This is a genomic window from Gottfriedia sp. S16(2024) (genome assembly GCF_050473765.1).
Classification (GTDB): Bacteria; Bacillota; Bacilli; order Bacillales; family Bacillaceae_G; genus Gottfriedia.
On record NZ_JBFLUO010000001.1, the window covers coordinates 2,642,259 to 2,665,830 of the forward strand.

Here is a 23,572-nt window from a genome sequence, read left to right on the forward strand (position 1 = left end):
AAGAATGAAAAAACCTTACCTAGTTGTAGAGTGGAATGATAGTGAAACAGATGCAAAAGGGTGGTTAGTGGTACATAACTTTGTCAAAGGGTATGCTGGTGGTGGGACAAGAATGCATCCAACAGTGACAAGGGAAGAAGTAGAACGTTTGGCAGAGGCAATGGCTTATAAATATATGGCTTCAGAAAGTATCACTACAGGTGGATGTAAAGCTGGTATTGCTTATGATTATAAAGCCCCGGATGCATATGACGTATTAAGAAGATTTTTGATTGCGATGATGCCATATGTAGAAGCAGGAGTTTCTTTAGGTAGTGATTTAGGTACGAAGTATGAGGACGTACTAAGAGTATTTGATGAATTCAATGTAGGAATACCTTTAACAAAATCGATGAAGGAGGATGCAAGTGTTCAAAATGGAATAAAAGATTTTAATAATCTGCTTTCTACTAAAATAGATTGTTTCCTTTTAAATGATGCTGTAACAGGCTACGGTGTTGCATTTTGCGCGGATGAAGCATGGAAGTTTAAAGGTGTAAATAAAGAAGCGAAAGTAGTTATCCAAGGATTTGGCTGTGTAGGAGCAAGCTGTGCGTTGAAATTATCACAGTTAGGCTATAAAATCGTCGGCATATCGGATGCAAATCTACTAGTTACGTGTGAAGAGGGGTTAGATGTTCAAAAATTAATTGACCACAAAAATTCACATGGAGAAATGAGTCGGGAGTTTTTTGAACCGAACTATGTGGTAAGAAGTAACACTGAATGGCTTGAGGTAGATTGTGACATCTTGATTCCGGCAGCTTTAGAGGATGTTATTAATGTATCAAACGCTAATCAAGTGAAGGGTAGTTTAATTGTAGAGGCTGCAAATATCCCAATCTCTGCGGAGGGTGACCGGATCATCAAACAAAGAGGGATTGATGTGGTAAATGACTTTGTAGCGAACTTAGGAGCAATTAGATTTTATGATGCAGTTATTTTTGGATTAGTGAAACCTGAACCTCAGGCAGTTATTGATGATATAGAAAGATTAAGCAGAAAGAATACTTTTAACTTGTTTACAGAAGCTAAAAAGCAAAAACGATATCAAAGAGATATTGCTTGTGAACTGTTTGAGCCCACAGTTAGAGATTTGATAGAGTGTTAAAAGAAGTTAAATAATACTTAAAACTCACAAAGATTTCTTTGTGGGTTTTTAACATTTATAAGCTATTTCGATAGCTCTTTTTATTTATGAACTAGATTAATAGATTCACTTTTGTAGCAAATATTTTTATGAGTTAAAAATGACGGTTTTGAGTGGGTTTTACTTTTATTTTTCACTAATTAGATCCGTAAATATAGCAAAGGTTTAATAATAATAGGATTTTCTAAGTTGGCATGAGTTTTGCATTATAAAGAGTATAACGGAAATGAAGGTCAAACATACCTTGAGTTTTCTTATTACATGCAAAAGCACAGTGATAACCATTTTAATTGCCTAATGGAAACTAGTAAATTAGCGAAAGAAAAGCAGATGAAGAGGTGATCAAATTGCCAGGGGCATTACATGGTATCAAAATTATTGATTTAACTCGAGTGCTAGCCGGCCCCTTTTGTACGATGATCCTTGGGGATCTTGGGGCTGAGGTAATCAAAATTGAAAGTATTAGCGGTGGGGATGAGACAAGGGGTTGGGGGCCTCCTTTTGTAGAAGGAGAAAGTGCATATTATTTATGTGCTAATCGAAATAAACAAGGGATTACTTTGAATTTGAAGGATGATAAGGGCAAAGAGGTTTTAAAAAAACTTATTTCAGAAGCGGATGTTGTTGTGCAAAACTTTAAACCAGGAACTTTATCAAAACTAGGTTTTTCCTTTGAAGAAATGAAAGTGATGAAAAAAGATATTATTCTTGCATCAATTAGTGGATTTGGTAGCAAGGGACCTAACTCTTCACTTCCTGGATATGATTATATCATTCAGGCGATGTCTGGTTTAATGAGCATTACTGGAGAGAAGGATGGCGAGCCAACAAAAGTGGGAGTAGCTATTTCAGACGTATTAACAGGGTTATTTACATGTATTGGGATTCTTGCTTCATTACAGCATCGAAATCGTACAGGGGAAGGACAAGAAATTGACATCTCGCTATTTGACTCTCAATTAGCTGCTTTAGTAAATGTGGCTAGCAATTATTTATGTAGTGGTGCTATTCCGGAGAGATTAGGAAATTATCACCCTAATATTGTTCCGTATCAAGTTTTTTCAGCAAGTGATGGTGAGATGGTGATCGCCGTCGGTAATGATCATCAATTTAATCGATTTGCGTTACTTATTGAAGAACCGATTTTATTAGATGAATTATATAGAACGAATGCTGGTCGATTGCAGTATAGAAAAGAGATTGAGGAAATAATCTCAAATAAAATAAAAACAAAAAGTAAAAATGAGTGGAAAGTTCTCTTAGATAAAGTTGGTATTCCAAATGGACCGATTTATAACGTAAGTGAAGCCTTGCAGTCTGAACAAGCTAGATCAAGGGATATGGTGCTAGAAGTAAATCATCCATTCATCAATGATCTAAAGTTAATTGGTTCACCATTAAAATTATCAAAAACTCCAGTTGAAGTAGTAAGACATCCCCCATTGCATGGAGAACATACTGAAGAAGTAATGAGTAAACTTGGTTATTCTCAATTAGAAATAGAAGAAATGAAACGAAATAATACAATTTGAGGAGGAAATAAAATGAATTTTTCATTAACAGAAGAGCAAAAAAGTGTAAGAAAGGTAGTTAGATCATTTGTAGATCGTGAAATTATTCCATTTATTAAGGAATGGGATGAAAAAGGACATTTTGAAGTAAATATTCTAAAACGACTTTCTGAGTTGGAACTAATGGGTGTATGTATTCCTGAACAATATGGTGGAGTTGGAATGGACTATAATACTTTAGCAATCGTATGTGAGGAACTAGAGCGCGGAGATACAGCTTTCCGTACGGCTGTTTCAGTACATACGGGATTAAATAGTATGACATTACTACAATGGGGAACTGAAGAACAAAAGAAAAAGTATCTTGTTCCTCAAGCGCGAGGGAAGAAAATTGGTGCATTCGGATTAACAGAGCCAAATGCAGGATCTGATGTAGTAGCAATGGCGACAACAGCCGTAAAAGATGGTGATAGTTATATCTTAAACGGATCAAAAACATGGATTTCTCTATGTGATGTCGCTGATCATTTCTTAATTTTTGCAAAAACAAATCATGACTTAAAACACCACGGAATTTCTTGTTTTATCGTAGAACGTACTTTTGAAGGAGTTTCTACAAAAGCAATTAAAGGGAAAATGGGAATTAGAGCTGGAAACACTGGTGAAGTATTTTTAGATGATGTAAGAGTATCAGCAGAAAACTTATTAGGCTTTGAAGGTGAAGGGTTTAAAATTGCGATGTCTGCGCTTGATAATGGACGATTTACAGTTGCAGCTGGTGCATGTGGATTAATTCAGGCATCACTTGAAGCAAGCGTAAAATATTGTCATGAGCGAAAAACATTTGGTAAAGAAATCGGAAAACATCAATTAGTACAACAAATGATCGCTAAAATGTCTTCAAATCTAGAAATCTCCCGCCTACTAGTCTATAAAGCTGGCTGGTTAAAAAATAGTGGAAAACGTAACACTAGAGAAACGTCACTAGCAAAATGGATTTCTTGTAATGCAGCAAACGAGGCAGCTAATGATGCTGTACAAATTCATGGTGCATATGGGTTTTCAAATGAGTTCCCAGTAGAGCGTTATTTAAGAAACTCAAAAGCACCAGTCATTTATGAAGGAACAAGAGAGGTTCATACAATTATGCAGGCTGAATATGACCTAGGTTATAGGGAAGATAAAGTTTTAAGAAAAATGCTTCCAGCTTGGCCATTCGAAGAGGTTAACGTAGAAACTGTTAAATCTTAATAAAAAATTTGAGTAGAAAATAGATCACTTGTAAGGGTTTCAATGTAATCGCATAAGAGAAGGGAGTGTTTCGTAATGAAAATTAGCGGTGGAAAAGCAGTCGTTAATGTTATGGCAAAAGAAGGGGTAAATAAAGTTTTTTGTGTACCCGGTGAGAGTTATCTAGGAGTTATGGATGCGTTATATGAACATCCAGAAATTAGTTTGATTTCTGCCCGACATGAAGGTGGAGCTTCATTTATGGCGGAAGGTTATGCAAAAGCATCGGGTGAAGTAGGTGTGTGTATGGCAACTCGTGGTGTTGGAGCTTCAAACTTGGCGATTGGAATTCATACTGCCAGCCAAGATTCCACTCCACTAGTTGCACTTATTGGACAAGTAGAGCGGCCTTTTAAAGAAAAGGAAGCATTTCAAGAGGTTAATCTTGTAGGGATGTTTAGTCATTTATGCAAATGGACAGTGGAGATTGACCGAGTAGAACGAATTCCAGAGCTTTTACATCGTGCATTTCATATTGCCCGTTCAGGTCGTCCTGGTCCTGTGTTAGTTGCATTACCTCATGACATGCTAGAAGATGCAGCCGAAATGGTAGAAATTCCAGTCTATCAGACTCAGCCGGCTCGTCCACATAAAGAGAGCGTTCAGCAAGTAGTAGAAATGATTCAAAATGCCAAACGACCGATTCTTATAGCTGGTGGGGGAGTCATTCGTTCACAAGCTGTTCCTTTATTAGTAAAATTCGCTGAAACAGTTCAAATACCTGTCGTGACTGCATTCCGTCGTTTCGATGCATTTCCAAACTCACATCCTTGTTATGCAGGCTGGCTTGGTTTTGGAACACCAAAGTATTTACTTGAAGCGATCGACAATGCAGACTTAGTGATTGCATTAGGTACAAGATTCTCCCAAGTAGGAACACAAGATTATTCATTGCTTTCAGGAAAAGGAAAACTGATTCACATTGATATTTCGGAGGATGTATTTGGAAAAGTTTATCCACCTTCATTGGCAGTTACAGCAGATGTGAAAGCCTTTTTAGCGGAAGCATTATCAATTGCTTTATCTACGCCATTAAATTCAGATGAACTGCGTGTAGAAAAACTTCATAACGAATACATGGACTTTTCAAAGGTGAAGGAAGATTACTCGGATGAATTTGTAGACATGGATGGTTTTATGCATGATATCGTCTCGCATCTACCAAAAGATACGATTATTACAAATGATGCAGGAAACTTCTTTGGGTGGCTTTCTCGATATTATCGCTTTGAGCATGAAAATACATATGTCGGACCAACATCTGGAGCGATGGGGTATGGGCTACCGGCTGCTATTGGAGCAAAGCTAGCCCAGCCACATAAAACAGTTGTTTCCTTCTCAGGTGATGGAGGCTTCATGATGACGCTTCAGGAAATCGAGACAGCGGTACGTTATAACATTCCTGTCATTTCAATTGTAGTAAACAACAATATGTATGGAACAATTCGAACACATCAAGAAAAGCATTTTCCAGATCGAGTAATCGGTACGGAGCTGTCTAATCCAAACTTTGCTGAGTTAGCAGGCTTATTCGGTGCATACGGTCAGAAGGTCGAAAAAAATACTGATTTTGCTCCAGCACTTGAGAGGGCCTTATCATCAGGGCGTCCAGCTGTTATCGAAGTTGTAACAAATCCACGGATTTTATCTGCTAGTCAAGATAAATCTAAAATGAATCTACTTTATAGCAAATAATGGACTCTTTATTTAATTAGTAAAAAAAATCTAATTGGGGGAAACGATATGCGTTATGCAAACTATATTAATGGACAATGGAAACAACCTACGTTAGGTGAATATCGGGAAAATTACAGTCCACATAATGGAGAGTCTTTAGGAGAGTTTCCTTCAAGTACAGAAGAGGATGCACGACAAGCCATTCTTGCAGCCAAAACAGCCTTTCAATCTTGGAGGAAACTTTCGTACCAACAAAGGGCTTCTTACCTCCAAAAAGCAGCAGATCTATTAAAAGCAAAAGTCCATGAAGTAGGACGTGATTTAACACTAGAAGAAGGGAAAACACTTGCTGAAGGTATTGGAGAAACACAGCGTGCCATCAGTATCCTTGAATACTTTGCTGGAGAAGCAAGACAGCCAGTCGGAGAAGTGATTCCTTCTGGTAATACAAATACATTCTTATATACGACTCGAACGCCAATTGGGCCAATTGGATTAATTACGCCTTGGAATTTTCCAATAGCAATTCCTGTATGGAAAATGGCTCCTGCACTTGTTTACGGAAATACGGTCGTTATTAAACCAGCGGATCTGACTCCAAAATCTGTTTACCATGTTATAAAAGCGCTTGATGAGGCCGGTATTCCGGCAGGGGTTGTAAACTGTGTATTTGGTAGAGGATCTGTCGTTGGAACAGAATTAGTAGAACATCCTTATATTAAAGCTATTTCATTTACAGGATCCAATCAGGTTGGAAATCAGATTCAGCAGAAGGCGACAGCAAAAGGAAAGAAAGTACAAATGGAATTAGGTGGGAAGAATCCACTAATCGTACTTGCTGATGCAGATATAGAAAAAGCAATTGAAATTGCCGTGAGCGGTGCTTTCAGATCTACTGGTCAAAAGTGTACAGCAACGAGCAGGGTAATTGTAGAAGAACCGATTTATGAAGCATTTCGGGACCGACTTGTAGAACGGACAAATACATTAAAAGTCGGAAATCCACTTCATGACGATACATTTGTAGGTCCAGCTGTTTCTCAATCTCAACTCGAAGGTGTACTTGCTATGATTGAAGCTGGAAAGGACGAGGCAACTCTATTATGCGGTGGAGAAGTTCCTGCTGATGAAGAACTAAAAAATGGTTTCTATGTACAACCAACAATCTTTGAAAATGTCTCCCCGGATGCTCGTATTGCCCATGAAGAAATATTCGGACCCGTAATAGCGCTTTTTAAAGTAAAAAACTATGAGGAAGCAGTAGGGATGGCTAATGATACTGAATATGGTTTAAGTGCAGCAATTTGTACAAATAATTTTACAATCGCACAGCGTTTCGTTGAAGACATTGAAGTTGGTCTTGTACATGTAAACAATGAAACAGCAGGATCAGAGCCACAAGTACCATTTGGCGGCATCAAAAACTCAAGTACTGGATCCCGCGAACAAGGAAAGACAGCAATAGATTTTTATACACAAGTCAAAACAGTTTATATGGATCAAATGTAATCAATCAGCTTGAAAATAAAAGAGGCTGCCTCATAAGTCAGGGGAACTGACGAATGGGCGCCTTTTTTGTGAAAATAACTAATTTTATATAAACTATTTGAACCCTTTGTGAGCATTATTGATAAATAGCGAATATGATTGACCACTACTTGCTCATGAACCCGTTATGAGTAAGTTAATTTGAGCGAATCGCATTTTTGCTTACTCATGAACCTCAATGCAAAAATACCCGACTATTCACCGGGTATTTTTATATTTTCACATTTATTTATAGAAGTCTAAATCACTACAATACTTACGAACTAGTCTAGCTGCTTTTGACTGGCTGATTTCTAAGTCATCTGCTACTTTTCTTGTATTCCTATATTTTGTATAGGAATTTATCACTATGTTTTTCTCAACTTCTTCTAGAGAAGCAAGGAGCGAGCAGTCACTTATTTCTTCATTAACTGGACTCTCTTTTTTATTTTCAATTAATAGGTCAGTTAAGTCTTGCACTTTTATAATGCCATCACTTGTGACGACGAGGCTTTCAAGCATATTTTCTAATTGTCTAATATTCCCAGGCCATGAATAGTTATAAAAAGTATTCAAAGCTTCTTCAGAAATGATCGTATTCATTTGGTGTTTTCTATTAAACTCAGAAAGAAAATGGTAGGTTAGTGGAATGATATCTTCTTTTCTTTCCCGTAGTGGTGGTATTTTTAAATTAACTACGTGTAGGCGATAATATAAGTCTTCTCTAAATTCCTTATTCTGTACCATTTCATATAAGTTTCGATTAGTAGCAGAAAGGATACGGATATTTACTTTTTTTGGTTGTTTGCCTCCAACAGGCATAAATTCAAATTCTTGAATTACTTTTAGAAGCTTTGCTTGAACTTTAGGTGATATATCGCCAATCTCATCTAAAAATACCGTTCCTCCGTCTGCAAGCTCTAAAAGTCCTTGTTTGCCACCTTTTGTTGCGCCAGTAAATGCTCCATCTTTGTATCCAAAAAGTTCTGATTCTAGTAGTTCTTCCGGAATCGTTGCACAGTTTAAAGATAAAAAAGGAGCTTTATTTCGGCTGCTTTTCTGATGGATATATTTTGCAATTACTCCTTTTCCTGTGCCGGATTCTCCTTGAATTAATACCGTTGCATCTACTTTAGCAACCTTTTCACAAACTTTAACAATATTACTCATTTCCTTGTTATTCGTAATGATATTATTTTTATAAATTGCAGCTTGATCCGCTTCATTTATTTCCTGTTCATCAGGTATGTATAAGTCTTTATAGCTTGCATCTTGTGAAGTGGTGATAATTAGCTCAATTTCCTGCTGATCATTTAATAACGGAATGGCTGTTGTAATAATTTCCTTTCCAACATAACTTATTTGTTTCATGATGACCGTTTTCTTTTCTTTAAATAAACGTGGAAGAATAAGAGGCTTCCAATATTCTTTTGAAATTAATTCATCGTTTGATTTTCCTACGACATCTTTGAGTTTAATCCCGTAATGTCTTTCACAAGCCTTGTTTATATACACGATTCGGGCATCTCTATCAAGTACATAAAATTCATTAGGAGAATTGTCCAATATTTTTTGTAGAATCTCATTACTGAACTCAAGTTTTAGTTTGTCATTTGTTGTATTTGGCAAAACATAACCCCCTCTTAAAACATTTTTAATCTCGAAAAATAGTAAGTTGAGTTAAAATTGACTGAATTGAGTAAATTATAAGATAATTACTTTGATTTGGAAATAGATAAATAGTGTTATCTCCTTACGGTAAAGCGAAATCTAAAATTGGCATAAATCTTGCATAAGTTAATGAATAAAGGATGGAATTTCGTTTCAAATGAAATCCAAATAAAAGGAGGAATCATTATTATGTCTACAAAGGAAACAGCACAACCTTTACAAACTTCATTGCCGTATAAAACATATGTCAGCCAAGAGATATTCGATACAGAAAGAAAAAAGATTTTTAGTAAAAATTGGATCTTCGTAGGTCATACAAGTCAGGTTAAAAAAGTCGGTGACTTTTTCACTTTTGAGGTTGCTGGTGAATCTATTTTAGTTACGCATGCTAATGATGGTAAAATCCGCGCGTTTTATAATATTTGCCCTCATCGTGGTACAAAAGTGGAGCAAAGTGAAACAGGAAATAAAAAAATCCTACAATGTATTTATCATGGTTGGACTTTTAATTTGGATGGACATGTTAATCGAGCACCAAACTTTAAAAATATTGATTTAGGAGAATATAACTGCTTAAAGTCGGTCCAATTAGAAATACAGCGCTCTATGATTTTTGTAAACTTGGATCGAGAAGCTGCGCCTTTTTCTGTTGAATATGGGGAGTTGGTAAACGAACTAAGCCGTTATTCTTTCCTTGATTCATTACAATTAGTAAAAGAAAACCGTCGTTTAATTAAAGCAAATTGGAAAGCTGTAGTTGATAATTTCTTAGAGTGCGATCATTGTCCAGTTGCGCATCCATCATTCTCGAAAACATTCGATTTATCGAATTACAGCATTGTTCCTTGTGATAAATTCTCTTACCAATGTTCAAATGTTAAAAATCAAGATGATAGCTTAACACGTTTCTACTGGATTTGGCCAAATATGATGATGAGTGTATTTCCTGGAGGAGGAAATATGACGACAACGCAACTGATTCCAATTGATGCCAACCAAACACTAGCAGTCTATCGTTATTTCTTTTTTAATGAAGAAATCTCGAAAGAAGAAGAGGAATTGATTAAATTTGTTGATCAAGTGCGTGAAGAAGATTTTGATTTAGTGGAATTATTGCAATCTGGTTTACATTCAAAAGCATTTGAAAATGGTATTTTTTCTCCAACTGAGAACGCAATGCAACACTTCCACGAAATGATTAAAGAAGTGATCGACTTATAATCTAGTTAATTGAGAATGGTAGAAAAAGACTATGATTTAAAAAGCTAAGTATTTGAATTCATAATGAAAAAATCAAATGGAACATACTTAGCTTTTCTTTTTTATTTTCTATTTTGAAAACGTTTTAATTTTATGGTTTATCTAGTCGTACAAAATAAGGAGGGAATCAAATGAAAAAATTACTGTATGGATTAAGTGCGATCCCAGCTATTGGTTCACTCACAGTTATTAATAAGGTTGAGCCATTTGTACTTGGAATGCCATTTGTATTATTTTGGACGATATTATGGGTTTTTCTTACAGCTATATTTTTATTAATAGTGAATAAACTTGATCCCGCTAATAAAGGGGGCGAGTAATAGTGAATTCAGCTTTAATCGTAATTCTTGGCTTTCTAGCTTTATCAATTTGGTTAGGTTTACAAGCACGTAAAGGTAAAGAGATGACTTTTGAGCAGTGGTCAATTGGTGGACGAGGTTTTGGATCCCTTTTTGTTTTTCTATTGCTAGCAGGAGAAATGTTTACGACATTTACTTTTATGGGGGCATCGGGAAGTGCCTACTCTTTTGGAATGCCAGCAGTATATGCATTTAATGCATTCTATTTTATTGTAGCTTATTGGTTGTTACCTCCTGTTTGGAAGTATGCAAAAGAAAATAATGTTGTATCACAGGCTGATTTTTATACGAAAAAGTATAATAGTTCAGCACTTGGTGTACTTGTTTCAGTTATTAGTATCATTTCAATTATTCCGTATTTAACGATGCAGTTAAAAGGTTTAGGTATTATTGTTTCTGAGGCTTCTTATGGGAAAATCCCACAGAGTATTGCTATTACGATTGCCGTTTTTGCGATAACAATTTATGTAACGGTTTCGGGCATTCATGGTTCAGCTTGGACGGCTGTTATTAAAGACTTTCTAATTTTATTTGTTGTAATCTTCTTAGGAATCTATTTTCCAGTACATTATTATGGTGGTTTCCAGCCGATGTTTGAGGCAATCCAAACTGCTAAACCCGATTTGATGATATTTCCAGAAAAAGGTTTAAGTGTTTCTTGGTTTATTACAACTAGTATCATGTTAGCACTCTCCTTTTATATGTTTCCTCATATGCTTATGGGAGTTTTCTCTTCAAAGAGTGCAAAAGCTCTTCGCCAAAATGCTGCATTTATGCCAATCTATCAAATTATTATCGTCTTTTCTTTATTTGTTGGATTCGCTGCTATTTTAAAAACTCCAACTTTAAAAGGTGGAGATGTAGATTTAGCTTTATTTAAACTCGCAAAGATTTCATTTGATCCTTGGTTTGTTGGAATCATTGGTGCCTCGGGCGCTTTAGCTGCACTTATACCAAGTTCATTAGTGTTAACATCTGCAACTACAATCTTAACTAAGAATGTTTATAAGGTTATGAAGCCAAATACAACAGATGATCAGCTTATAAAATTAACCCGAGTTCTAGTGCCAATTATTGCACTAGTGACACTTTATTTTACTTTAAATGGTGGCGATACAATTATGACACTGTATATTATGGCGTACAGCTTTATGGCACAATTGTTCCCAGCATTGTATTTTAGTCTTTGGAAAAAGAATCCAGTAACAGTTCAAGGTGCGTCAGCCGGAATCATCATTGGTGTAGCGGCTGTTACTTATTCAACAACTACTGGTACAACGTTAGCAACTCTGTTTCCATCGTTTCCTCATGTTATCCAAGATATTGATGTTGGTTTAGTTGTAATGGTTATTAATTTTACTGTAACGCTAGTAGTAAGTAGAGTTACAAGAAAACCTAAAATGATTATCGAAAAGAACGATTGGATGCTTACTAACTTTCGAGAAAATGTATAAAGGTGAAAAACAAATTATTTATTTTAGGAGAAAGGAAGTGGTTCAATTATGACTGACTTTAAACACCTATTCTCAAAAGTAACGATTGGAAATACTGAACTTAAAAATAGAATCTTATCGACAGCACATCAAACAAATTATGTAGAAAATGGCATTCCTACTCCTGAAATGACTGCCTATCATGTTGCACGTGCGAAGGGTGGCGCTGGACTTATTATTCTTGAAGCGGCTGCAGTTCACTCATCTGGCATGCTAACTTCACATACGATTGCAGGATTTGATGAAAAAGTGGTACCAGCATACGCAGAAATTGCAAAACAACTTCATCAATATGGCACGAAAGTTTTTAGTCAATTATTTCACGGAGGTAGAGAGGTTGTTTCTAGCGATTATCGTAATGCTGCTTGGGCACCGTCTTCAGAACCAAGTTTTCGATTTGGAATAATGCCGAGACCGATGAACATCGATGAAATTAAAGATGTTATAGAGGGATATGCTTATTCAGCTTTATTAGCTAAAAAAGCTGGTCTCGACGGAGTAGAAGTTTGTTGCTCCCATGGTTATTTACCAGCTCAATTTTGGTCTAGCCATACGAACCATCGCACGGATGAATACGGTGGTACCTTTGAGAATCGAATGCGTTTTATAGTAGAAATTGTACAACGTATTTGGGAAAAAGTGGGTGAAGATTTTACCGTAGGAATTCGAATGAGTGCAGATGAAATGACAATGGATGGAACGAATGTAACAGATGCGGTGAAAATCGTCGAGCATTTAGTTGAAAAAGTTAGAGTAGATTTTATAAATGTAACATCTGGTGACTCAAGTACATATGCAGGTTCGACTCATATAGTTCCGCCTTCTCCAATTAAGCATTCCTATAATTCTCCACATTCATTTAAAATTCGAATGGCAGGTGCAGTTCCAGTTTTTGTTGGCTCGCGGATCATAGACCCTATGGAAGCGGATCGAATCGTTGGTTCAGGAAAAGCGGATGTTGTTGGTATGACGAGAGCTTTAATCGTTGATCCTGAATTACCGAATAAAGCAACGAGAGGGGATCTACACTCAATTGATGCATGTTTAGGATGTATACAAGCTTGTATAGGTCACTACTCTAAAGGCCTTCCAATTGGATGTGTTCAAAATCCGATGGCTGGTAAAGAAAAAGAATTATTACCGCTTGTCCAGAGTGTAAAAATAAAACAAAAAGTGCTTGTCATAGGTGCAGGTCCAGCTGGATTACATGCTGCTTTAACTGCTGATGGTGAAGGACATGAAGTAATATTAGCTGAACAAAGTAATGAGATTGGCGGATTGTTAAGAAAAATGAGAAAGGCTCCTATGCGACATGAAGTAGCTGAAACAATGTTGGACAATTATACAAGAAAGCTATCAAATAGTAAGATAAATGTCCAACTTGGAAAGAAAATTACCCTTGAGAAAATAGAAGAAATAAAACCTGATGTCATTATTTGTGCAGTTGGATCCAGACCATATTTTCCACATGTAGAGGGCATCGGTGATCCGAGAATCATAACAGTTGATGACCTTTTCAGCGGAAATTCTATCCAAATTGGAAAGCGTGTATTGGTATTTGATTTAATTGGTGATTGGCCAGGAATAGAGGCAGCTATACACTTGAAGGAGAAAAATCACGATGTTTCCTTGTTTTCGGCTAAGGTTCATATTGGAAAGGAACTACATTCATATCTAGTGAATGAATATTTAAAAAGACTCTATCAATTAAAGGTTGATGTTCGCCCGCATTTTGATTTTGGTGGTATTGATAATGATCAAGTTAAATTGAGAAATCTTTTTACGCATGAGACTGAACTGATTAAAGACTGGGATACGATTGTACTTGCAATGGGACGAGTACCTAATTCTGAGCTTTATGAACAAGTGAAAGGTATGGCACCAGTTGTTCGGCAAATCGGGGATTGTTTAGCACCTCGTACAATCGAAGAAGCTACTTATGAAGGTCTAACATCGGCTCTTGAAATAGGAATTACTTCTTCTGCACTTTATGTATAGAGGGATTAGTGTTTTAACTTGATTGTGTTTTGATTTAATAAACTTAAATTGATAGCGTTGTAGAATTTTATATCATTAAAAGCATAAATTCTTATTAAGAGTTTGAACTTTTTCTCTGGATATAAAAACTATGAACAAGTTTATGTATAGTACTTTGCTAATTAATGATAATGCACTGGTTCAAGTCCAGTTGTGATCATAAAAGTGTGAGGCTCAAACCTAAGTATTTCTAGGGTATGGGTCTTTTCTTTGTTTTTTAGTAGTTTCAACTCCTATATGATATCTGTTTAGTTACATAAATTTAAAAATTAGTTTTCATTTATAAATTAGTTTTCATTTATAAATTAATAATATTGAGGATAATCTAAATGAAAATCTATTTTATTAGATTGAATTCTGTACTTCTATTCAATCCAATTCAACTTTCAAAAGTGTCTTTTATATTTTTTTGTCTAATCAAAATTCAACTAAGGGGTTTTTAGATGGAACACGGATTGCTAAGCGTTGCTAATACGATCATAGGTGCATTCTTATTATTACTTTTAATTGGTGTAATATCTTGGTTGATTGCAAATAAGTTCAATAAACCTTATACAATATTTCTTGTAATCATTGGGTTAGTAATTGGTTTATTGAATATTAATTTTTTAAATAAAATTGCAGATCTATTTACCAGTAGCGAGATATTTTCATTGATTGTATTAGGTCTTTTTTTGCCTTCACTTCTAGGGGAGGCTTCGATGAAATTTGAATATAAAGAGATTAAAAAATATAGAAAAGAAATCTTAAGTTTAGCACTTTTAGGTACATTCTTAACATTTGTACTTGTTGCAGTAGCTTTGATTTATATTTGTAAGCTACCAGTTGTAGTATCCTTTACGATTGCTTCACTTATGTGCGCAACTGATCCTATTTCGGTAATGGGAATGTTTAAACGATACAATGTAAAAAAAAGTATTGCAGCTAGTTTAGAAGGCGAAAGCCTGTTTAATGATGGAATAGCAGTTGTCTTTTTTAAAATATCAACCGTATTTTTATTGAGTTATATCAATATGGGATTATCAGGTATTGGAGCTGGCATTTTACTATTCTTGAAAGTTGTCTTTATTGGAACTGTTATTGGGCTTAGTTTAGGGTATGTAGCTTCATACATGATTAGTTTCGTAGATGACTATCCACTTGAAACAATGGTGTCTTTTTTACTTTTTTATGGAAGCTATATAATTTCAGAACATTTTCATGGAAGTGGCGTAATTGCAGTTGTAGTCGGAGGTATCGTCTTTGGAAATTATGGAAAGAAAATCGGGATGAGTACAGTAACCGAAGATTACATTTCAAGTTTTTGGGACATCATTTCGTTTGTTGGAAATACGATTTTATTCATACTAATTGGTTTAGTAGTTTATCGATTAGATGTATTTGCAAATTGGAAAGTTTCTTTATTAACGATCATAATCGTTTTAGTTTCAAGAACAATTGCTGTAAATATTAGTTTATTAAAGATTAAAACTTTTACAAACCATGAAAAGTTTCTTATTAACTGGGGTGGGTTAAAAGGAGCATTGTCAATTGCTCTGGCACTAACTTTGCCAAATGATTTTCCATATAGAGAAAATATTTTATTGATTGTATATGTAAATGTAGTGTTTTCATTATTGATTCAAGGTTTAAGTATCCCTAAAGTAATCATGAATTTAAAAAATAAAGAAAAAGTTAGACAAACTTGAGCAAGTTAATAATCACGTTAAGTTTTTCTAAAAGAAAAGTGATGTTGAAAAAGGCTATGGTAAATAACTACAATCAATTAGTTATTTACTATAGCCTCTTTACTTTTTTCATAAGATTATTTTCTTTATATACTTATACATCTATAGTAATTCCTAGTTTTTTAGCGACATAACCTGTGGTACTAGCTTGTATTAGAATGGTCATTAATATTGCGATAAAGGTGACTGTAGTAATTTCATCTGCATGCTTAACTCCGGCTGCTACGATCATCCCAGATAGAGCTGCAGGGATGACACCTGTTTCACGAACCCAAAACATAAAGATAATTTCTTTCCATTCCCATTTTGCCTTTCGATCAGGTAAAGTACATAAGAGTACAGTAATTGGGCGAGCTATAAACATGAATACAAGAACAATCAATATTGCTTGTACCCAATATTTACTGAATATATGAAAGTTGACTTGTGTACCTAGTAGCATAAAAATCAGTTTCCTCATAATTAATGTGATTGTTTCAGAAAAATGAAAGCTATGCATACTGTTTTCATCTGAAATATGAAGACGAAAAATTTCAGGATTACCTAAAATGAGACCTGCTGTAAAAGTTGCCATAAACCCACTCGACTCGACCGAAACTGCAATTAAATATGAGCTAATGGCCATTACAATACTAATAATTGTACTGTAATTTTTAAAAAAACCTAATTTCTGTTCAGAGGTAAATAAAATACCGAGATATCCTATGATTGCTCCAATTATTATTCCTCCGCCAGCTTCACGAATAAAACTCCAAATACTAGAAGTAATCGATAATTGAGTTGTTCCTAAGATGATTCCAAGTATAGTGAAAGCCAAAATGGAACCAGTGGCATCATTAAATGCGGATTCACTTTCTACAGTTTGTCTTACCTTATTACGAATTTTAACTTGTTTAAAAACCGGAATTAAGGTTGCTGGATCTGTAGATGCAATGACAGAAGCAAGCAATAAAGAATATAAAAAAGGTATATGTAATAAATAAAAGGAAGTAATTGCAACAATTGCTGCTGTTATAATTACACCTGGTATCGATAAGAGAGTTATCGTTATCCATACTTTTTTTAGTATAGAAAAATGAATTGCCTTTCCTCCTTCAAACAAAATTAAGATTGATCCTAATACAATAATAAATTGATTGGCTATTGATTCATTTGGTACTGAGATTAATTTAAGTCCTGATTGACCAACAATTATTCCTAGAATCATAAATAAGGCCACATCAGGAATTTTAATCCTAGCTGCTAATTTCATTGCTAGTAATCCAATTCCCAAGATGAAAGTTATAATAAATAATTCGTGTTGAACAATTTTCATTACATCTGATTCCATTTTTACTACTCCTTTTTGTACTCTTACTTATCTATAATGACCTTGATGTTTACTAAATATTTAATAATGATAAATCTATCATTAGATATGAGATATTCATATTAACCGATTCAATGGGTACGCTATTCATGAATTATTTAATCTATGGGGGAAGTTGAAGTCTAGTTATTTAAAAAAGTGAGGATGAACATCTTGAAAAATAAACGATTAGTTTCATTAGATCCTTCAAAAATACTAGTAACAGGATTCGCGCTGATAATCGTTTTGGGAGGCTTTCTACTAACACTTCCAATAGCTACAAAAGATGGGGAAGGGCTTAGTTGGTTAAATGCTCTATTCACCTCTACATCAGCAACATGTGTTACAGGGCTTGTCGTAGTTGATACTGGATCGACGTTTACCTTATTTGGTCAATTCGTTATTCTGTCACTTATTCAAGTAGGCGGTTTAGGATTTATGTCGTTTGCTACTTTTTTTGCAGTACTTCTAGGAAAGAGAATAACGCTTAAGGAAAGATTATTATTACAAGAATCTCTAAATAATATGACATTTGCTGGAATAGTTAAGTTAGTAAAAAGGATTTTTATTTTTACAATTCTAATTGAATTAATTGGTTCTGTATTATTGGCAATTCGATTTTCCTTCGACATGCCATTCAAAAGAGCTATTTATTTTGGTATTTTCCACTCAATATCTAATTTTAATAATGCGGGATTCGATTTAATGGGAGAGTTTAGAAGTTTGACGCGTTATGTAGAAGATCCCCTTGTAACGATAGTAGTTTGTATACTAATTACGCTAGGTGGAATTGGATTTATTGTTATGAATGAAATATACGAATACAAACGAATTCGTAGAGTCTCTTTACATACGAAAATCGTTCTTTGGACTAGTGGTTTATTATTGGTTTTAGGGACGATTCTTATTTTTATTTTTGAATTTAATAATCCAAAGACATTACAACCTTTGTCCATGACTGGTAAAATTTTAGGATCATTGTACCAATCAGTAACTCCAAGAACAGCGGGTTCAAATACATTAAATATTCCGGATTTAACACAATCAACACTATTTATTACTGCTATTCTAATGTTTATTGGAGCATCTCCAGGCTCAACTGGAGGGGGAATTAAGACAACAACCTTTGCAACATTATTAGGAGCGGTACGTTCACAAATAAAAGGGAAAGAAGATGTGATTCTTTTTAAAAGACGTATTATGTACGATACGATTTATAAAGCATTAACCGTAATGGTGAGTGGACTTCTTATTGTAGTGGTTGTTACTTTGCTATTAACAATTACTGAACATGGTAAAAACTTCTTAATGATTGTATTTGAAGCAACTTCTGCTTTTGCTACAGTTGGGCTTTCGATGGGGCTGACGCCAGATTTAACTCCAATTGGAAAAATTCTAATTATATTAACAATGTTTGCTGGAAGAGTAGGCCCGTTAACGATTGCGTTTGCTGTTACTTTACGAAGACATTCTGACCCATTTAAGCATCCAAAAGGAAAAATTATGATTGGGTAAATATTAATCATTAATCTCAGGTAGGAGTGATTCAAATATGATTAATCAATATGCTGTAATTGGACTGGGAAGGTTCGGTACGAGCCTTGTGAAGACGTTATTAAATTCAGGTAATGAAGTATTAGTAATTGATCTAAATGAAGAAGTCATAAATGAATTTGCAGATATTGCTACACATGCTGTAGTTGCTGATGCGACAAACAATGAGGCTTTAAAAGCGATCGGGATCGGAAATTTTGACACAGTTATTGTTGCTATTGGTGACGATATGCAATCTAGTATATTAGCTACGTTAGTATTAAAGGAACTAGGCATTCAGAAAATTGTAGTCAAGGCGCTAGATAAACGTCATGGAGAAGTACTTAAAAAAATAGGTGCTGACTGGGTAATTTACCCAGAAAAAGATATGGGTGCAAGAGTTGCTCATCAACTTATGTCACCAAATGTTCTAAACTTTATTGAATTAGCTAAAAATTATAGTATTGAAGAAATTAAAATTCCTTCTTGGATGGTTGGTAAAAATTTAAAAGAATTGAATATACGAGTAAAGTATAATTTAACTGTAATTGCCATTAAAAGTAAAGACATTGTTAATATTTCACCTTCTCCTGAAGAAAAGCTCCTTGAAGGAGACATCTTAGTTGTGATTGGGGAAAATAAAGAATTACATCGTTTTACAAATCTTAAATAGTAAAAAGAGGTTATGGAGTAATCTATGTACTAACCATAACCTCTTTTTAGATTTCTTTTATTTCTCTTCTTGAAAAGAAAACTATACAATCTATTTAGTCTTATACGATTAAAGGTACTTTTAGCACTATCAATCAGCTTTTTAAATTGTATTTTTGATCAGAACTAAAGTAATAGCCATTTCCTATTTAGCTATTGCTTGCTAATTAATATTCCTACGATTAAATTCATTTTTTAACTCATTTATATACATTTTATCTGCTACTGAAAGAAGAGGATACTCATTTCGAACACATCCGACATAAAAAGGACGATGAAATATGTAGATTCTTTGCTGCCATTGATAGAGATTTTGTTTTCGAAACATCAACAATATAGGCTAAAAGATCTAAATTCATTTATGAGTTCATTAAGAAATGGTTAACTTAGTTTAAGTATAATTAAATATATTTTAACTTATTTTAATTTTATAATAGTCTTTGGGTTTGATTTTTAATCACAGCCTAATAAAAGATATAAGGGGAATTTTAATGGGGAGAAAGAATCGTACAATTTCGAAAGCGTTGTCATTTTCATTGGCATTATCTTTAGTAGGTATGTCAGTTGTGAGTACGCAGGCCTATGCAGCACCAAAAGAGGATGTGCCTGTAAACGTACTTGCATCGAATAAGAATAAAGCTGATAAGGATTTAGTGAATTTCCGAATTATGGAAACGACAGATATCCATACAAATTTACTAAACTATGATTACTACAAGGATGCAGCTTATGAAAAAGTTGGGTTAGCTAAGACTGCAACTTTAGTAAAGGAAGCTCGAAAAGAAATTCAAAATAATGTTTTAGTCGATAATGGGGATTTAATACAAGGTACACCACTTGGAACTTATGAAGCAAAAATTGACCCATTAAAAAAAGGAGAAGTTCATCCTGTATTTAAAGCAATGAACATAATGGGTTATGATATTGCAACTTTAGGTAATCATGAATTTAACTATGGATTAGACTTTTTAAACGAAGCATATAATGATGCTGATTTTCCGTACATTAATGCAAACGTTTACGTAGATGATCACGATAAAAATCCTAATAATGATAAGAACAAATTTAATCCTTATAAAATTATTAAGAAAAAAGTGATTGATGAACAAGGAAAGATGCAAGAAATTAAAATCGGCTTTATTGGATTTGTACCACCTCAAATTAGTGAGTGGGACAAGGCAAATCTTGATGGAAAAGTTATCACTAAAAATATAGTAGAAACAGCTAAAAAATTCATACCTGAAATGAGAAAAGACGGTGCAGACGTAATTGTTGCAATGACTCATTCAGGCTTTAATGCGAATAAAGAAAATACAGAAGATGTAATTTATTCATTAAGTGAAGTACCTGGTATTGATGCAATTACGTTTTCTCATACACATAAGGTATTTCCAGCAAAATCAGAAGCTACACTGGATGCATTATTTTTAGGGGCAGATAAAAAGCCATTACCAGGTGTCGATAATTCGAAAGGAACAATTAATGGTGTACCTGCAGTTCAAGCGGGATACGGTGGTGGTTCATTAGGATTAATTGACTTAACACTTAAAAAAGAAAAAGGAAAATGGTCAGTAGTAAATTCCCAGGCTTCAACTAGAGAAATTTGGGCTGATGTGAAGGATCCAACTACTGGTAAAACAATAACAGAAAGTACTGTAGTTGCGGATCAAGATATCGTAAATGCTGTCAAACCAAATCATGATGCAACTGTTAAATATGTAAATACACCAATTGGAACAACTACTGATGATATTCATAGTTATTTTTCATTAATACAAGATGATCCATCGATTCAAGTAGTTACAAATGCACAAAAATGGTTTGTAGAAAAATATATTGCTGAAAAGAAACCAGAATATAAAGAATTACCAATTTTATCTGTAGGAGCTCCATTCAAAGCTGGCCGTAATGGTGTAGCTGAATATACTGAGATTAGAAAAGGCGATCTTACAATTAGAAGTGCAGGCGATCTTTATCTTTATGATAATACGTTAAAAGCAATTAAAGTAAAAGGTTCCGTTGTTAAAGAATGGATTGAAATGACTGCTGGAAAATATAATCAAATTGATCCAAATAAAACAGAAGAACAAGCATTATTAAATCCAGCGTTCCCTGTTTATAACTTTGACGTAATTGACGGAGTTAACTATCAAATTGATGTAACAAAGCCTGCAAAGTATGATCTAAACGGAAATCTTGTTAATCGTAATTCAAGTCGTGTAATCAATTTAACTTATAATGGACAACCAATAGATTTAAATCAAGAATTCATCGTTGTAACAAATAACTACCGTGCTGGTGGCGGTGGTAATTTCCCAGGTGTTAAAGGAAGCGAACTTGTTGTAGATTCTGCTGATGAAAATCGTCAAATCTTAATGGATTACATTTCTGAATCAAAAACAATTACACCAACTGCAGATAATAATTGGTCGATTGCACCAATTAGTGGGAAAGTAAATGTAACGTTTACGTCTTCACCAAGAGCGGAAGAATTTATAGAGCCTAATAGTAATATTGCGTTTACAAATAAAACGGATAATGCAGGCTTTGGAATTTTTAAATTAGATTTAGGCACTGCTCCTAAAGAGAATATTAAAGTTCAATTATTAGGCTTAAATGATCTACATGGTCAGCTTGATACGGATACAAAAGTTATGCTGAATGGACAAGAAGTTTTAGCTGGAAGCATGGAATACACAGCTGCTGCAATGAAACAACATGAAGCAACTAATCCGAATACATTACTAGTTCACGCTGGTGATATGATTGGTGGTAGCCCACTGATTTCTGCGTTGTTCCAGGATGAACCAACAGTTGAAGTGATGGAAGCAATGGGTTTTGATGTAGGAACAGTAGGAAATCACGAGTTTGATGAAGGTATAGCTGAATTAAAGCGTATGATTAATGGTGGAGAACATCCTAAAGGTACAAAAGGCTATGACGGAATGAACTTTCCAGTGATAGCTGCCAATGCATATGATTCTGCAACAGGAGAATTAATTACTCAGCCATACACAATTAAAGAAGTGGGCGGTAAAAAGATTGGTTTCATCGGAGTAGTAACGCAAGAAACTCCTAATATGATTGTTCGAAAAGGAAATGAAACGCTTGAAATTCGTGATGAAGTTGAAGCAATTAACCATTATACGGATATTCTAAAAAAACAAGGAATTAAAGCAATCGTAGTATTAGCACATAACCCTACTCTTCAAACAGGTAAAGCAGATTTATATGATGCAACTGATATTGCTGAAAAAGTTGATGATGAAGTAGATGTTATTTTTGCTGCTCATAATCATGTATTTAATAATAAAGAAGTTGATAATAAATTAATCGTACAAGCTTATTCATATGGTTCTGCATTTTCTGATGTAGATTTAGAATTAGATGCAGTAACTGGTGATGTTGTTAAGAAGGAAGCAGAAGTAGTAACAGTTTATCAAAAAGACTATACACCAGATCCGACAGTTTCAGCGATCATGAAAAAATATGAAGATTTAATTATGCCAATTAAAGCTGAGATTATTGGTGACTCAATGCAATCTTTACCAAAAGGATATCCATCTTCTGATACTTATGGCGATTTTGCACTAGGTAACTTAATTGCAGATGGAATGAAAGCATCAATGAATGCTGACTTCGCAATGATGAACGGTGGCGGAGTTCGATCACAACTTGACGCTGGTCAAGTTACATTTGGTGATTTATTCGCAATTCAGCCCTTTGGTAATGTATTAAATAAAGTAATGCTTAGTGGTCAAGATATTGAAACAGTATTAAATAATCAAATTACCGATAAGGGCTTAGATTTCCACATCGCTGGATTTAAATATACTTGGGATTCATCAACTAGAAAAGTAGTAGACATCCTTTTACCAAACGGTAGTAAAATTGATCCGAACAAAGAATATTCAGTTGTAGTTAACAATTATATGTACGGAAATGTAAAATATGGTATTGGCGAACGTTCGACTGATTTAGAAGTAGGACCAGAAGATTTACAAGCGACTGTAGATTATGTTAAATCACTTCCAAGACCTTTCAATTATGAAGTTGAAGGAAGAATTCAAAAAGTAAATTAACATATCAAGTGACTTATTAAAAAAATCTCATTCTGCTATTAGAATGAGATTTTTTTTAGATTCAATCCACAAAATGCTGTATATATTTTTTTTAGCTAGTAGTACCCTTAAATTAATTTAAGAAAAAGCCAAATGAAAACCTATTTCTAGTAAAAAA

General features: G+C 34.4%; 15 protein-coding genes. 13 read left to right on the forward strand and 2 right to left on the reverse strand.

Annotated elements, in window-relative coordinates; all coding sequences use genetic code 11:
- Nucleotides 1-4 precede the first annotated feature (4 nt).
- From AB1282_RS12385 to AB1282_RS12405, 5 genes are all read left to right on the forward strand, one after another.
- Nucleotides 5-1,150 carry a Glu/Leu/Phe/Val family dehydrogenase gene (locus AB1282_RS12385; protein WP_429899192.1) on the forward strand — a complete coding sequence of 382 codons (1,146 nt, stop codon included), beginning with the start codon at nucleotides 5-7 and terminating at the stop codon, nucleotides 1,148-1,150.
- A 386-nt stretch (nucleotides 1,151-1,536) separates the two neighbouring features.
- Nucleotides 1,537-2,721 (forward strand): CaiB/BaiF CoA transferase family protein, encoded by a 1,185-nt coding sequence (locus AB1282_RS12390; protein ID WP_429899193.1) that lies wholly within the window; start codon nucleotides 1,537-1,539, stop codon nucleotides 2,719-2,721.
- A gap of 12 nt (nucleotides 2,722-2,733) precedes the next feature.
- The gene (locus AB1282_RS12395) at nucleotides 2,734-3,951 is read left to right on the forward strand and encodes an acyl-CoA dehydrogenase family protein (RefSeq protein ID WP_429899194.1); all 1,218 of its coding nucleotides are present in this window, start codon (nucleotides 2,734-2,736) and stop codon (nucleotides 3,949-3,951) included.
- A gap of 75 nt (nucleotides 3,952-4,026) precedes the next feature.
- Nucleotides 4,027-5,685, forward strand: coding sequence for a thiamine pyrophosphate-dependent enzyme (locus tag AB1282_RS12400; RefSeq protein WP_429899195.1), 1,659 nt, complete (start codon nucleotides 4,027-4,029; stop codon nucleotides 5,683-5,685).
- A 48-nt stretch (nucleotides 5,686-5,733) separates the two neighbouring features.
- Complete coding sequence (locus AB1282_RS12405) at nucleotides 5,734-7,176, forward strand: aldehyde dehydrogenase family protein (RefSeq protein WP_429899196.1); 1,443 nt, start codon at nucleotides 5,734-5,736, stop codon at nucleotides 7,174-7,176.
- Nucleotides 7,177-7,440: 264 nt separating this feature from the next.
- Here AB1282_RS12405 and AB1282_RS12410 read toward each other — a convergent pair whose 3' ends face one another.
- A complete protein-coding gene (locus tag AB1282_RS12410) occupies nucleotides 7,441-8,823 on the reverse strand; it encodes a sigma-54 interaction domain-containing protein (protein WP_056473831.1) in 1,383 nt (460 codons plus the stop codon).
- Nucleotides 8,824-9,054: 231 nt separating this feature from the next.
- On the opposite strand from AB1282_RS12410, the gene AB1282_RS12415 reads away from it, so the two are divergent.
- From AB1282_RS12415 to AB1282_RS12435, 5 genes are all read left to right on the forward strand, one after another.
- The gene (locus AB1282_RS12415; protein ID WP_429899197.1) at nucleotides 9,055-10,086 is read left to right on the forward strand and encodes an aromatic ring-hydroxylating oxygenase subunit alpha; all 1,032 of its coding nucleotides are present in this window, start codon (nucleotides 9,055-9,057) and stop codon (nucleotides 10,084-10,086) included.
- Between the two features lie 170 nt (nucleotides 10,087-10,256).
- The gene (locus AB1282_RS12420; RefSeq protein WP_056473835.1) at nucleotides 10,257-10,445 is read left to right on the forward strand and encodes a DUF3311 domain-containing protein; all 189 of its coding nucleotides are present in this window, start codon (nucleotides 10,257-10,259) and stop codon (nucleotides 10,443-10,445) included.
- Nucleotides 10,446-10,447: 2 nt separating this feature from the next.
- Entirely contained in the window at nucleotides 10,448-11,938 is a 1,491-nt protein-coding gene (locus AB1282_RS12425) for a sodium:solute symporter family protein (RefSeq protein ID WP_429899198.1), read from the forward strand.
- Nucleotides 11,939-11,986: 48 nt separating this feature from the next.
- Nucleotides 11,987-13,975: an FAD-dependent oxidoreductase gene (locus AB1282_RS12430; RefSeq protein WP_429899200.1), complete on the forward strand. Its 1,989-nt coding sequence runs from the start codon at nucleotides 11,987-11,989 to the stop codon at nucleotides 13,973-13,975.
- A 482-nt stretch (nucleotides 13,976-14,457) separates the two neighbouring features.
- Nucleotides 14,458-15,702, forward strand: a complete 1,245-nt coding sequence (locus tag AB1282_RS12435) for a cation:proton antiporter (RefSeq protein WP_429899201.1) — start codon at nucleotides 14,458-14,460, stop codon at nucleotides 15,700-15,702.
- A gap of 133 nt (nucleotides 15,703-15,835) precedes the next feature.
- Here AB1282_RS12435 and AB1282_RS12440 read toward each other — a convergent pair whose 3' ends face one another.
- Nucleotides 15,836-17,071 (reverse strand): cation:proton antiporter, encoded by a 1,236-nt coding sequence (locus AB1282_RS12440; RefSeq protein ID WP_429899202.1) that lies wholly within the window; start codon nucleotides 17,069-17,071, stop codon nucleotides 15,836-15,838.
- A 183-nt stretch (nucleotides 17,072-17,254) separates the two neighbouring features.
- On the opposite strand from AB1282_RS12440, the gene AB1282_RS12445 reads away from it, so the two are divergent.
- The 3 genes from AB1282_RS12445 (at nucleotide 17,255) to AB1282_RS12455 (ending at nucleotide 23,415) form a co-directional block, all read left to right on the forward strand.
- Nucleotides 17,255-18,604 (forward strand): TrkH family potassium uptake protein, encoded by a 1,350-nt coding sequence (locus AB1282_RS12445; RefSeq protein WP_429899203.1) that lies wholly within the window; start codon nucleotides 17,255-17,257, stop codon nucleotides 18,602-18,604.
- A gap of 37 nt (nucleotides 18,605-18,641) precedes the next feature.
- Nucleotides 18,642-19,295 carry a potassium channel family protein gene (locus AB1282_RS12450; protein WP_056473845.1) on the forward strand — a complete coding sequence of 218 codons (654 nt, stop codon included), beginning with the start codon at nucleotides 18,642-18,644 and terminating at the stop codon, nucleotides 19,293-19,295.
- 529 nt (nucleotides 19,296-19,824) lie between these two features.
- The gene (locus AB1282_RS12455; RefSeq protein ID WP_429899204.1) at nucleotides 19,825-23,415 is read left to right on the forward strand and encodes a bifunctional 2',3'-cyclic-nucleotide 2'-phosphodiesterase/3'-nucleotidase; all 3,591 of its coding nucleotides are present in this window, start codon (nucleotides 19,825-19,827) and stop codon (nucleotides 23,413-23,415) included.
- Nucleotides 23,416-23,572 lie beyond the last annotated feature (157 nt).